The 12,787-nt window shown below is 73.6% G+C and carries 10 protein-coding genes; 4 read left to right on the forward strand and 6 right to left on the reverse strand.

Features of this window, described 5'->3' with window-relative positions:
* Positions 1–122 precede the first annotated feature (122 nt).
* Complete coding sequence (locus WMF29_RS34115) at positions 123–548, forward strand: YciI family protein (RefSeq protein ID WP_437324288.1); 426 nt, start codon at positions 123–125, stop codon at positions 546–548.
* Positions 549–623: 75 nt separating this feature from the next.
* Positions 624–1,907, forward strand: a complete 1,284-nt coding sequence (locus WMF29_RS34120) for an RNA polymerase sigma factor (protein ID WP_437324289.1) — start codon at positions 624–626, stop codon at positions 1,905–1,907.
* 46 nt (positions 1,908–1,953) lie between these two features.
* On the opposite strand, the gene WMF29_RS34125 is transcribed toward WMF29_RS34120, so the two are convergent.
* The 5 genes from WMF29_RS34125 to WMF29_RS34145 all read right to left on the reverse strand — a co-directional run bounded on the left by WMF29_RS34125 (position 1,954) and on the right by WMF29_RS34145 (position 8,083).
* On the reverse strand, positions 1,954–2,781 hold the full coding sequence (locus WMF29_RS34125) for a Uma2 family endonuclease (protein ID WP_437324290.1): 828 nt from the start codon (positions 2,779–2,781) through the stop codon (positions 1,954–1,956).
* Positions 2,782–2,890: 109 nt separating this feature from the next.
* The gene (locus tag WMF29_RS34130; protein WP_437324291.1) at positions 2,891–4,222 is read right to left on the reverse strand and encodes an aminotransferase family protein; all 1,332 of its coding nucleotides are present in this window, start codon (positions 4,220–4,222) and stop codon (positions 2,891–2,893) included.
* 282 nt (positions 4,223–4,504) lie between these two features.
* Positions 4,505–5,938 (reverse strand): cytochrome P450, encoded by a 1,434-nt coding sequence (locus WMF29_RS34135; RefSeq protein ID WP_437324292.1) that lies wholly within the window; start codon positions 5,936–5,938, stop codon positions 4,505–4,507.
* Between the two features lie 138 nt (positions 5,939–6,076).
* Positions 6,077–7,276 carry a threonine--tRNA ligase gene (gene thrS / locus WMF29_RS34140; RefSeq protein WP_437324293.1) on the reverse strand — a complete coding sequence of 400 codons (1,200 nt, stop codon included), beginning with the start codon at positions 7,274–7,276 and terminating at the stop codon, positions 6,077–6,079.
* 237 nt (positions 7,277–7,513) lie between these two features.
* Positions 7,514–8,083, reverse strand: a complete 570-nt coding sequence (locus WMF29_RS34145; protein WP_437324294.1) for a hypothetical protein — start codon at positions 8,081–8,083, stop codon at positions 7,514–7,516.
* A gap of 335 nt (positions 8,084–8,418) precedes the next feature.
* On the opposite strand from WMF29_RS34145, the gene WMF29_RS34150 reads away from it, so the two are divergent.
* Complete coding sequence (locus WMF29_RS34150) at positions 8,419–9,408, forward strand: hypothetical protein (RefSeq protein ID WP_437324295.1); 990 nt, start codon at positions 8,419–8,421, stop codon at positions 9,406–9,408.
* 22 nt (positions 9,409–9,430) lie between these two features.
* Here WMF29_RS34150 and WMF29_RS34155 read toward each other — a convergent pair whose 3' ends face one another.
* The gene (locus tag WMF29_RS34155; RefSeq protein ID WP_437324296.1) at positions 9,431–9,763 is read right to left on the reverse strand and encodes a transcriptional regulator; all 333 of its coding nucleotides are present in this window, start codon (positions 9,761–9,763) and stop codon (positions 9,431–9,433) included.
* Between the two features lie 230 nt (positions 9,764–9,993).
* On the opposite strand from WMF29_RS34155, the gene WMF29_RS34160 reads away from it, so the two are divergent.
* On the forward strand, positions 9,994–12,546 hold the full coding sequence (locus WMF29_RS34160) for an alpha/beta fold hydrolase (RefSeq protein WP_437324297.1): 2,553 nt from the start codon (positions 9,994–9,996) through the stop codon (positions 12,544–12,546).
* Positions 12,547–12,787: the final 241 nt, after the last annotated feature.

The following is a 12,787-nucleotide window of genomic DNA, read 5'->3' on the forward strand; positions in this document are numbered from 1 at the left end:
AAAGATCGCCCGGCGTGTCGATCCCGCGTACCGCCGTTCGTCGTGACGATGAAGCCACGGTTCGCCCCGGGCAAGAGACCCTCCGGAGCCCAGCTCCACCACGGAAGCAAGGAGACACGACCATGCGATTCATGATCCTGATCAAGGCCACCAAGGACAGCGAAGCGGGCGTCATGCCGAGCGAGCAGCTCTTCACCGAGATGGGGAAGTTCAACGAAGAGCTCGTCAAGGCCGGCGTGATGGTCGCGGGCGAGGGGCTCCACCCGAGCGCGAAGGGCGCGCGCATCCGGTTCTCGGGCGACAAGAGGACCGTCGTCGACGGGCCCTTCGCCGAGACGAAGGAGCTGATCGCGGGCTTCTGGATCTGGGACGTGAAGTCGAAGGAAGAGGCGATCGAGTGGGTGAAGCGCTGTCCCAACCCCATGAACGAGGAGTCCGAGGTCGAGATTCGCCAGGTGTTCACGGCGGACGACTTCGGCCCTGCGCTCACGCCCGAGCTCAGGGAGCAGGAGGAGCGCCTGCGCGCGCAGGTGGCGGAGAAGAAGTAGCCCCGCGCGCATCGGGGGCGCGCGCCGGCGGCGGGGGGCTTGCGCCGGCGGCGGAAGGTGTTCTGATCGGGCGCCGTGACGGCCCCCGACGTACATCGCACCATCCACGCGGTCTTCCGGATCGAGTCGGCCAGGCTCATCGCCGGCCTCGCGCGGATGGTGCGCGACGTCGGCCTCGCCGAGGAGCTCGCGCAGGACGCGCTCGTCGCCGCGCTGGAGCGGTGGCCGGAGTCGGGCGTCCCGGACAAGCCGGGCGCGTGGCTCATGGCCACCGCGAAGCGCCGCGCGATCGACGAGCTCCGCCGGAGCAAGCGGCTCGAGCGCAAGCACGAGGAGCTCGGCCACGAGATCGAGGCCCAGCACGCGCTGGCCGCGCCGGATCTGGACGCCGCGCTCGACGATGACGTCGGCGACGATCTCCTGCGCCTCGTCTTCACGGCCTGCCATCCGGTCCTCTCGACCGAGGCGCAGGTCGCGCTCACGCTCCGCCTGCTCGGAGGCCTGACGACCGAGGAGATCGCGCGCGCGTTCCTCGTCCCGGAGCCGACCGTCGCCCAGCGGATCGTCCGCGCCAAGCGGACCCTCGCCGAGGCGCGCGTCCCCTTCGAGGTCCCCCGCGGGGCCGAGCTCGCGCCCCGCCTCTCGTCGGTGCTCCAGGTCATTTACCTCGTCTTCAACGAGGGCTACTCCGCGACGGCCGGCGGCGACTGGATGCGGCCTGCCCTCTGCGAGGACGCGCTCCGCCTCGGCCGCATCCTGGCCGAGCTCGTGCCGAAGGAGCCGGAGGTCCACGGCCTCGTCGCGCTCCTGGAGATCCAGGCGTCGCGCTCCAGGGCGCGGGTCGGCCCGTCGGGAGAGCCCATCCTGCTCCTGGATCAGAACCGCGCGCGCTGGGATCACCTGCTGATCCGCCGCGGCCTCGCGGCGCTCGAGCGCGCCGAGGCGCTCGGCGGCGCGCGCGGTCCCTACGCGCTCCAGGCCGCGATCGCCGCCTGCCATGCGCGCGCGCGCGCCGCGGCGGAGACGGACTGGGCGCGCATCGCGGCGCTCTATGCGGCGCTCGCCCAGGTCACGCCGTCGCCCGTCGTCGAGCTGAACCGCGCCGTCGCCCTCTCGATGGCGTTCGGCCCGGCGGCGGGCCTCGCCGTCGTCGACGCGCTCACCTCGGAGCGCTCCCTCGAGGGCTACCACCTCTTGCCGAGCGTGCGCGGCGACCTCCTCGCGAAGCTCGGCCGCCTCGACGAGGCCCGCGTGGAGCTCGAGCGCGCGGCGTCGCTCACGCGCAACACGCGCGAGCGCGACCTGCTCCTCGCGCGAGCCGCCGCGTGCGCGGGCGGCTCGGCGCCGCCGTCGCGGTGATCACGGCGGGGGCGGCGCCCCTACCGAGCGGCGGACAGCCGCCGGCTCACCCTCGATCCACGGCCGCCGCGAACACCGCCCCGCTCGCCGCCGTCGCCGCGCTGGCCAGCCATCGCTCCAGCGCCGCAGGCTCGTCGCACGCGAGCACCCGCGCCTGCACCGCTTCCGGCACCGCGAGCCCCCGCGCCGAGAGCACCGCGAGGATCGCGCGCGCCTGGGTGCGCGCCTGGGTGCGCGCCTCGACCCACTCGTCCGTGAACCGCGCCGCGTCGCGCTCCTCGAACAGCGCCGCGACCGGCACGGCGCCGAGGCCGTGCTTGCCCAGCTCCGGCAGGAGGGGCACCTCCGCGCCCGGACGGTAGGTGATCGACGCCGTCCCCGGCCGCACGACCTCGAGCTCCCGCCGCTCCGCGTGCGCGATCCACACCCACGGCCACTCGTGCTCCAGGTAGAGCTTCACCTTCTCCTCGAGGTAGCGCCTCGACTGCGTGCCCCGGATCTCCACGGCCAGCAGCGGCGTGCCGCGGTAGGCGTCGTTCCGCGGCGACGAGAGATCGCCCACCACCACCACGTCCGGCGCCCGGAGCGACGGCCCCCCCGGGTCGCTGAGATCGCAGTACACGTCGGTCATCACCGTGAAGCCCTCGCGCGCGTGCGTGCGGAAGAGGGCCGCGAGGAGCGCCATCACGATGCCATGGATGTCTTTGCTCCCCATCTGCTCGATCAGCTCCCCGCGGTGCAGCTCCCACGGGCTGCCGTCGTAACAGTCGTCGGGCGTGCCCAGACGGCGGCCGGTCGGGCCGAAATCGCGCAGCTCGATCGGCCCCGTGTTCCGGGGCGGACGGGTCGGCAGGCCGTTCGTGCGTGCAGTCATGCCCACGATCCTAGCACGTCGCCGCGCCCCCCTTCGCCGGGCGCGCTCGCCGCAGCCACAGACGTGCTCTTCCGGCGGCCCGTGAAGGGCCGCGTCGCGCCCGAGGTCCTCAGGCCGAGAGCCGCTGGTCCGCCACGTCGAGCGCCGCGTCGAGCGCCGCGATCCCCTCGTCGATCTCCGCCTCGCTGATGATGAGCGGCGGCGCCACGAGCAGGTGGCTCACCCACCCCATGACGGACACCCCGCGCTTCGCCGCCTCGGCGACCACCGCGTCGACCACCAGGGGCCGCCGAGCCGCCTTGTCCTGCGGCACGTTGAACGGCTCCTTGGTCGCGCGGTCCTTCACGAGCTCCACCGCCCAGAACAGGCCGATCCCGCGCACGTCGCCGATCGAGGGGTGCTTCTCCTTGAGGGCGCGGAGCTTCGCGCCCACGACGTCTCCCATCTTCGTCGCGCGCTCGAGGAGGTCCAGCCGGCGATACTCGTCGATCGCGGCGATCACCGGGGCCAGCGTGAGGGGGTGGGCCTCGTAGGTGTGGCCGTGCGCGAACATGTTGTCGTCGAAGTAGTCCGCGATCGCGCGGGAGGTCGCGACGACCCCGAGCGGCGCGGCCGCGTTGGTCACGCCCTTCGCGGTCGTCAGGATATCCGGCACCACCCCCCAGTGATCGACCGCAAACCACTTTCCGGTCCTGCCCCAGCCGCTCATCACCTCATCCGCGATGAGGAGCACGCCGCGCTTCCGCGCGACCTCGGCGATCTTGGGCAGGTAGTCGGCCGGCGGGATGAGGACGCCGTTCGTGCCCACGACCGGCTCGACGATCACCGCCGCGACGTTCTCCTCGTGGTCGATCATGTAAGCCAGGTAGTCGGCGCACGCGACGCCGCACTCGGGGTGGCTCCGGCCGAGCGGGCAGCGGTAGCAGTTCACCTCCGGGCCGAACACCACGCCCGGGATCTTGCCGGCCGGCTCGATGAACCAGCGGCGAAAGTCGCCGGTCGCCGCGACCGAGCCCGCGGTCGACCCGTGGTACGACGTGTAGCGGGCGATGATCTTGTGCTTGCCCGTGTAGAGCCGGGCCATCTTGAACGCCGCCTCGTTCGCCTCCGTGCCCGACGTCGCGAAGAAGAACTTGTCCAGCCCCTTCGGCATCACCTCCAGGAGCTTCTGCGCCACCCTGGCCCGCACCTCGCACGTGTGCGCCGGGCTGATGTAGGCGAGCTGCCTCGCCTGCGCGCAGATGGCCTCGATCACGGCCTCGTTCTGGTGGCCGAGGTTCGAGCAGATGAGCTGCGAGGACAGGTCCAGGTAGCGCTTGCCGGACGCATCCCAGAACGCGCAGCCCTCCGCGCGGGTGACATGGATCGGCTTCCAGCCGCGCTGGGCGCGCCAGGTGCCGTACGTGTGCTTCGTGGTCAGCTCGACGATGTCATCGTTCATGGCAACCTTCGCGGTTCGAGGAGGCGCTCAGCGTAGAGGGTGATCAGACCTCCTCGCACGCGAATTTCCCGGCGCCGCTCGCCCGCTCCCGCGCGCCGCGCCCGCGATTCCGTGCAGCGCGCCCGCGATTCCGCGCGGCGCTTCGCCGTCGCCGCCGCGACGCTCGGACGGATCGAGCGCGCTCGCGGCGCCGCGCGCGATCCCGTCGCCAAGGACGGTCGCGATCCGTCCATGAGCGGGCGAGCTCGCCGCCATGCCGGTCGGAGCCCCGGTGAGAAGCGCTCAGGAGAAGCCCATCGGGCACCGCCCTGCAGGCTGCGGCGCGGCGGGCCGGAGCGCCGGCTCCGCCGGGCTGCCCTGGACCGCAGCCGAGCGGCCTTCCGCGCTCGCTCGCTCGCGCTCCCCTTCCAGGATCATCGCCACATCCCCGCTCGGCCCCATGGTGAGCCCGCGGCGCACGTGTCGAATGGGCGCCTGGCTCTCGAGCCGGAGCCGGTATCTCCCGAGGATCGTGCCGAGGACGACCTTCATCTCGTACATCGCGAACGCGGCGCCAAGGCACCGGCGGGCGCCGCCGCCGAAGGCGATGAACTCGAAGGGCGTGAACTTCCGCTCGAGGAACCGCGAAGGGCGGAATCGCTGAGGCGACGGGTAGATGTCCTCGCGGCCGTGCAGGAGCAGCGGCGAGGCGGCGATCGCCTCGCCGGCCGGGACGGTATAGCCCTTGAGCTGGAACGGCCTCTTCACGACGCGGGCCACGTCCACCACCGGCGGGTGGATGCGGAGCGCCTCCAGGCACACCGCCTCCAGGTACGGCAGCGACGCGAGCGCGTCCGGCTCGGGCGCGGGGCCGAGCGCGTCGAGCTCGTCGAGGAGGCGCGCGAGCACGGCCGGCTCGCGGTGCAGCCAGTACATCGCCCACCCGAGCGACATGGCCGTCGTCTCGTGGCCAGCGAACAGGAGCGCCCGGAGCTGGTCCGCGATCTCGACGTCGCTCATGCCCGCGCCGTCGTCGTGGCGGGCGCTCATCATCAGGCCCAGGATGTCCTGCGAAGCGTCTCCCTCCGCGCGCCTTGCCCGGATCTCCTCGAAGAGCAGCGCGTCGAGCGCCCTGGCCGCGCGCTTGTGGCGCGCGTAGGGGCCGAAGCCGGCGAAATCGCGGCGGAGCGCAGGGACGATCATGAAGCTCGGGCTCAGCGACTCGATGAGCCCGAGCACGGCCTCGCGGGTCCTGCCGACGCGCGCCTCGCCCCGCACGCCGAAGACCACGCGGACGATCACGTCGAGCGCGATCGCCTGGGTCGCCGCGAGCATCGAGAACGAGCGGCCCGGCCGCCACCGCGACGCCACGTCCAGGCCGATGTCCGCGATCGCGCCGCCATAACCCCGCATCGCGCCGGCGCTGAACGGCGGGGCGAGCAGCCGCCGATCGCGCCGGTGCCGCGCGCCCGCCGTCACGACCACCGACGAGGTCCCGAAGACCGGCTCCGTCAGCTGGACACCCCAGACCTCGAACTCGTCGGGATCCGCCGTGTAGACCGCGCGGATCGCCTCCGGATCGCCCGTGATGGTCAGTATCCCGTTCGGCGACCTCAGACGGAACGTGGGGCCGTACTCGGCGGCGTAACGCCTGAAGACGGGCTCGGAGGAGATGAATCCTGAGCGAATGAAATCCACGAGGCTGAGCGACTTCGGCCCGGGCGGCATAGTTCCCATCGAGCTGCTCCGTGAGTGAACGAGGGTTATCGGGATGTCCCCGGCCGGAGGAGACCAGGACGCCGGGGACATTCCGACACGCGGACCGGCATTCAGTTCCGCCGGTTCCGTCGATTCCGAGCGATCGCCGGCCCGCGCTCAGACGAGCGGCGCGCACCGCTGCGCCACCTCGACAACGGCCTCCTCGAGCAGAAGCTCGCGCTGCTGCCCGCCCTCCCGCTCACGGATCGTCACGGAGCGGCGCTCGGCTTCGCGTCTTCCGATCACCGCGACGAGCGGGATCGCCGCCGCGTGCGCGACGGCGATCTTCCGCGAGAGCGTGTCGTCCCCTGCGTCGAGGATCGCGCGCACCCCCTTCCGCTGGAAGTCGAGGAGGACCTCGTCGGCATAGGCGCGCTGCGCGTCCGTCACAGGGGCGACGACGAGCTGCTCGGGAGACAGCCAGAGCGGCAGCGCGCCCCGATAATGCTCCAGCAGGATGCCCAGGAAGCGCTCCACGCTGCCGAACAGCGCGCGGTGCAGGATGGCGGGTCGCCGGCGCGCGCCGGACGCGTCGACATAGGTGATGTCGAAGCGCTCCGGCAGCACGAGATCGAGCTGGATCGTGCCGCATTGCCAGCTCCGGCCGAGCCGGTCGCGCAGCACGAACTCGAGCTTGGGCCCGTAGAAGGCCCCTTCCCCGGGCTGCAGCCTGTACTCGAGCCCCGCGCTCCTCGCCGCGCCGGACAGCGCCGCCTCCGCCCTGTCCCACACGGCGTCGCTCCCGGAGCGCTCGGCGGGGCGGGTCGAGAAGCCGACCACCATGTCGCGGAAGCCAAAGCCAGCATAGAAGTCGCGCAGCGCGCTCGCGAAGCGCACGACCTCGGCCTCGACCTGGTCCTCGACACAGAAGATGTGGCCGTCGTCCTGGGTGAACTGGCGCAGGCGAAAGAGGCCGTGGAGCGTGCCGCTCGGCTCGTCCCTGTGCACCATGCCGAGCTCGCCGATCCGCAGCGGGAGATCCCGGTACGACGGCGCCATGCGCGCCACGATCTGCATGTGACCCGGGCAGTTCACCGGCTTGATCGCGGCGGCGTGATCCTCCTCGTGCAGCCGGAACATGTTCGAGGAGAAATTGTCCCAGTGGCCGCTGGCCTTCCAGATCGCCTGTCGCAGGATGAGGGGCGTCCGGACCTCTCGATAGCTGTCACGCATCATCTGGCGCCGGACCGCCTCCTCGAGGAGGCGATAGAGCGTGAACCCGCGCGCGTGCCAGAACACCATGCCTGGCGCCTCCTCCTGGATGTGGAACAGGTCGAGGCGCTGGCCTAGATACCGATGATCGTCTTCGTCGAGCATGTCAGTCTCCGTCGGCGGTGGCCGGCCAGACGGAGCGCTGCAAAGCGACGTGCCCCGTCCGGATCCCGGCGGGGCTTGGTTCCTCGTATGCTCGTCAGCTCACCGCACGCACACGAGACCAATCCCGCCGGTGCGGGTCGTGGTCGTCGTGGTCGCGGTGAAGCCGGCGCTCACGTGGACAGGTGTATCGCGGCGTCCGGATCTCGTCAAGCCGGACGTTTCTCGTCAGGTTCAGGTTCAGGGACGGACAGCGACCGCGCGGGACAGGAGCAGCGCGCCGGTGAAGAGGTAGCCCGAGCAGGACCGGAAGACATCGTAGGAGCGGCCGAGCAGCGGAGCGCACCGAAGAATGTCCCCGATGCGCCACATCTCCTCGATGCGCGTGATCTCGAAGCTCTCGCCGCCGTCGATCATGCAGAAATCGTAGGTCAGGATCACCCGCACGGGATACGCGCAGCGCGGGAACAGCCTCAGGTACAAGGTGCTGTCGACCAGGGCGCGGCCCGCGTCACGCGGCTCGGAGAGCTGGACGTCCAGCTGGGAGATGTCGAGGTCGAAACGGACGCCGACGCGAGATCCCGAGAGGCCGACCTGGTACGTCTCGATCCCGCGCACGCGCCGCCATGGATTGACGAACTCGATGCCACGGGCGAGGTAGGGATAGACCTCCTTCTCCAGCGTCGCGATCGGAACCTTCGTGTCGTACATGAGGAGCGAGAGGCGTCGGAAGCGCGCCTCCAGGTCGGCGAGCCCGAGGCGCGGCATCGTGGGGATCGTGAACGGGAGGCAGTTCACCTTTGTCGCCATGTCGTGACTCTCCATCCGGGTACGCCCCCCGCCCGGTGTGAAGCGCCGGTCCGGGCGCGGGACGATGAAGGCCGAGACGCAATGGATGGGCCGAGGCGGAGCGTGCTGGAGGTGCGTGCTCTGCGGCGCGTCGCGCCGACCCGCGCGCCGCGTGTGTGCCGCCGCGCAGAGCGCTCGAAAGGCGCTGTTCTCCGCGCGGTTCAGGGAGAGAATCGGCGCGTCCGCCGTGGATTGCGCTGGTCCCCGGGGCGCCCGCGGTTATCTTCCCGGGCCGTTCGGCACGAGGCGCGCGGCGTTTCGCCCTCTCTGCCGGCGGCGAGTCACGAGGAGAGGAAGTGTCACGGGTCGTGGAGCGCGCAGCGAAGGCCGCCAGCAGTATCACGGAGCGGCGCAGGGCCGCGGCGCGGCGGGTCGCCGCGCTCATGGCGCTCACCCTCGCCTCGGCGGGGTGCGCCGCGCAGGGAGCGCCGCCGCGCGCCGCGCGCGGGGGCGCAGACCCCGGCGCGAGCGCGGGAGCTCCGGCGCCCGCCGCGCGCGGGGGCGCAGACCCCGGCGCGAGCGCGGCGGCCGAGCCGCTCTTCCGTGAGGCGGAGTCGCTCGCGGGGCGCTACCGCGTGATCGGCGTACAGCTCTTCGTGCTCGACGAGGCCGCGGAGGCAGGCGCGGCTGACGCGCGCGGCGCGGCGCGGCGGGCGGCGCTGGAAGCGGAGGCCGCGCGGCTGCGTGCGAGCATCGCGGCGGCCTACGCCGCGCTCGTCGACGCGCCGGCGCTGCGGGCAGCGGAGCAGCGGCCTCGGGCGCTCCTCGCGCTCGCGCGGGCGCTCCAGGACGGCGGGGATGCGCGCGGCGCCGAGGCGCGGCTGCGCCAGCTCGCCCTCGAGCACCCGGCGTCCAGCGAGGCGGCCGAGGCCTACCTCGCGCTGGCCGACCTGGCGTTCGCCGCGGGGCGCCTCGACGAGGCGGTGAGCGCCTGCGACGGCGCGCTCCGCGGCGCCGCGGGGGCGCCGCTGCGCAAGCGCGCGCTCTACGTGAAGTCGTGGAGCCTGCGGGGCATCGGCGGCCGAGGCGCCACCGAGGGGGCCATGAGGGCGCTGCGCGCGATCGTGCAGCTCGGCCCCGGGCGCGCCGGCTCGCTGGAGGCGACGATCGACGAGGCCGCGGAGCGAGAGCTCGTCGAGCTCTACGCGGCGCACGGCGACCTCACCCAGGCCCGCGCCTTCTTCGCGGGCGCGGGCGAGCGCGCGGGCCCGCGGCTGCTCGGCGAGGTGAAGGCCCGCGCCGCGCGGCGCGGGCGCCCGGAGCCGCCCGACCGGCCGACCCTGTGAAGAGCGCCGCCGCCCGGGAGCATCACCCTTCGCCTGCGTCGATCCGGAACCGCGGCGCCTCGATGCGCTCTCCACGGCATGCGGGGCAGCGGCTCGGCTTCGCGAGCGACCGCCGCTCGTCGAACGCGTAGCCGCAGCGCAGGCAGCGCGCCGGCGCGACCGAGAGCCGCTCGCCGCGCGCGCGCAACGAGCGCGCGAGGTGCTCGAGGTGCGGCGCCACGTCGCGCTCCCGCATCCCGAGGCGGGTGGAGAGCTCCCACGCGGTCGCCGCTCCCCTGCGGAGCTCCTCCAGGAGCGCCTGCCGCACCGTCTCCGACCGGGGCGCTGGGCTCGGCGGTGGCTTCGGGTCGCTCATCGCTCTCCGCGAGCGTGACACCGCGGCGGCGCCGGTCCAGCGCGCGAGCGCGCCCGCGGCTCGCGGCTCGCGCGAGCGCGCTCGCGCCGCTCTCCAGCACGGCGTGGGCAGGACAGGCGCACAGGTGCTGACTCTCACGACGGCGGGGCAGCGCAGCGCGGCAGAGCCCGCGCGGCCATTGCGCTGCACACAGCGCGCACGGAGAATGCCGCTCCGGAGAACAGCAGCGCATGACCCCGTGCCCGTCCGACGACGCCCTGGCCACCTGGCTCGCGGGCAACTTCCCGCACGACGACGCGGCGAGCATCCGCGGGCACGTGGCCGGCTGCAACAGCTGCCGCGCGCGGATCTCGGCGCGCCCGAGCGACAGCGACCTCGGGGCGCCGCTCTTCCTCCACGCGACGCACCAGCGCTTCGGCGAGAGCGAGCTGCCGCCGCCGCCCCCGCTCTCCTGGACGCCGCCCTCGGCCTTCGACGACTACCGCGTGGTGCGGCCGCTCGGCCGTGGGGGCATGGGGCAGGTGTACCTCGCCCACGACGAGGTCCTCGACCGGCCCGTCGCGCTCAAGTTCGTCGCGGCGGACAGCCCGGATCCCAGGACCATCGAGCGGCTGCGCGTCGAGGCCCGCGCGATCGCGCGCCTCCAGCACCCCAACGTCGTCGCCGTCTACCGGATCGGCGAGGTGCGCGGGCGGCCGTACATCGCCTACGAGTTCGTCGAGGGTGAGCCGCTCGAGCTGCTCCCGAAGCCGCTCCCGTGGCCGTCCGCGCTGCGCCTCGCGCTCGGCCTCGCCCGCGGGCTCGCCGCGGCGCACCGGCGGGGCGTTCTCCACCGCGACATCAAGCCGGCGAACGTGATGCTCGACGCGAGCGGCGAGGTGAAGCTGCTCGACTTCGGCCTCGCCAAGCTCGCCGACCGGCCCGGCGCCCCCGCCCTCGACGCGGGCCATCGCGCCGCGCCGAGGGCCTCCGTCGCGCCCGCGCCGTGGGCGCTCGCGGACATGTCCGCCCTGACGACCGCGATCCCGGTGGCGCTCGACGCGGTCGGCCCGCTCGGGACCGCGAGCCTGACCGACGGCGGCATGATGATGGGCACGCCGCTCTACCTCGCGCCCGAGCTCTGGGCGGGCACCGCCGGCACGCCCCGCTCCGACGTCTACGCGCTCGGGCTGGTCTTCTACGAGCTGTGCGCGGGCCGGCTGCCTCACGCGGGGCTCGAGGTGCACGCGATCGCCAGCTGGGTGACGGCGCGGGCGCTCCCGCCGCTGCGCTCGATCTGCCCCGACGTCCCGGAGATGCTCGCGGCCGTCATCGATCGCTGCGTCCTGCGCGAGCCGGAGGCGCGCTTCGCGTCGGCCGAGGAGGTGCAGGCCGCGCTCGAGGAGACCGAGGCGCTCTGCCGGGCGTTCCAGATCGTGCGCCCCGCGTCGTCCCCCGCGAGCGCGCAGGACGCTGGCGCGGACGTCGTGCGCGCCTCGTTCGAGCGCCTCGCCCCGCGCGCCGAGGCGCTCGTTACGCGCTTCTACGAGCGGCTCTTTGCCCGCGAGCCGGCGCTCCGGGCGCTGTTCCCGCCGGACATGCGCGAGCAGCGGCTCAAGCTCGCCGCGGCGCTGCAGCTCGTGATCGACAACCTGCGCGCGCCGGACAAGCTGGTCGAGATGCTCGAGGCGCTCGGGCGCCGCCACGCCGCGTACGCCGCGTTGCCCGAGCATTTCGACGCCGTGGGCCGCGCGCTGCTCGAGGCGCTCGAGGAGCTCGAAGGAGACGCGTGGGCGCCCACCACCGCGCGGGCGTGGGCGGGCGCGTACGCGCAGGTCGCCGAGGCGATGCGGCGCGGGCTCGAGGCCGCGCGGGAGGGGGCGGTCTCCTCCACGCGGGCGCCCGCGCGGCTGCACGCGGCGGAGACCCGCTTCGCCACGAGCGCCGACGCGAGCCTTGCCTACAAGACCACGGGCGGCGGGCCGATCGATCTGGTGCTGGTCCAGGGGTGGGTGACGCACGTGGAGGCCGCGTGGGAGGGCGCGCTCATCTCCCGGTTCTTCGCCGAGCTCGGCGCGTGGGCGCGGCTCATCGTGCTCGACCAGCGCGGCACAGGGATGAGCGAGCGCGAGGGCGCGGGCGTCCCGGCCGAGCAGCAGGCGGAGGATCTGCTGGCGGTGCTGGACGCGGCCGGCGTGGCGCGCGCCGCGCTCCTCGGCGTCGGCGCCGGGTTCGCGCCGTGCGCGCTGCTCGCGGCGGCGCACCCGGCGCGGGCGCGCGCCCTGATCGCGCTCGGGAGCGCGGCGCAGATGTCTGCCTGGCCGGGGTGCCTCTTCGGGCTCGCCGGCGAGGACGCCGAGGAGGCGGAGCGCGCGCTGCGGAGCGGCTGGGGCGAGCCGCTCTTCCTCGATCGCCTTGCCCCGTCCGCGGCGGATGACGGCGCGTTCCGGCGCTTCTGGGCCGCGTACCTGCGCCACGGCGCGAGCCCGGGCGGGGCGGCGCGCATGCTCCGGGCACACGCGGCGGCCGACGTCCGGGCCGCGCTGAGCCGTGTGAGCGCCCCCACGCTCGTGCTGCACCGGGCCGGCGATCGGGCCGTCCCGGCGGCCGCCGGGCGCGACCTCGCCGGCCGCATCCGCGGCGCGCGCTACGTCGAGCTGCCGGGCGTCGATCACCTGCCCTTCGTCGGCGAGTCGGGTCCGCTGCTCGCCGAGCTGCAGGCCTTCCTCGGCGCGGATGCCGGGGGGAGCCCCGTCTCGAGCCTCGTGCCCTCCACGGCGCTCGGCGCCGCCTCCGGCGGCTGACGCGCTCGGCGCGGGGCCAGGTACGCGGTGCGTCGTCGCCCGGCTCGCGCCGCAAAGCTCTCGCGGACACTCCTGCGCTCGCACGACGAGCCGCCGGGCGCGCCCGCCTCTCGGACGCTCGCGCTCGCTGCGCTTCCTCAACCGATGTTTGCCCGCGTCACGATGGGCTCGAGTTCAGCGTGCGGACGTCCGCGTCTCCGGCTTCGCCCGATACGACTTGAGAGTTCTCCTTATCTCGATG

This window comes from Sorangium sp. So ce381, assembly GCF_051473845.1.
GTDB classification, from domain to species: Bacteria; Myxococcota_A; Polyangia; order Polyangiales; family Polyangiaceae; genus Sorangium; species Sorangium atrum.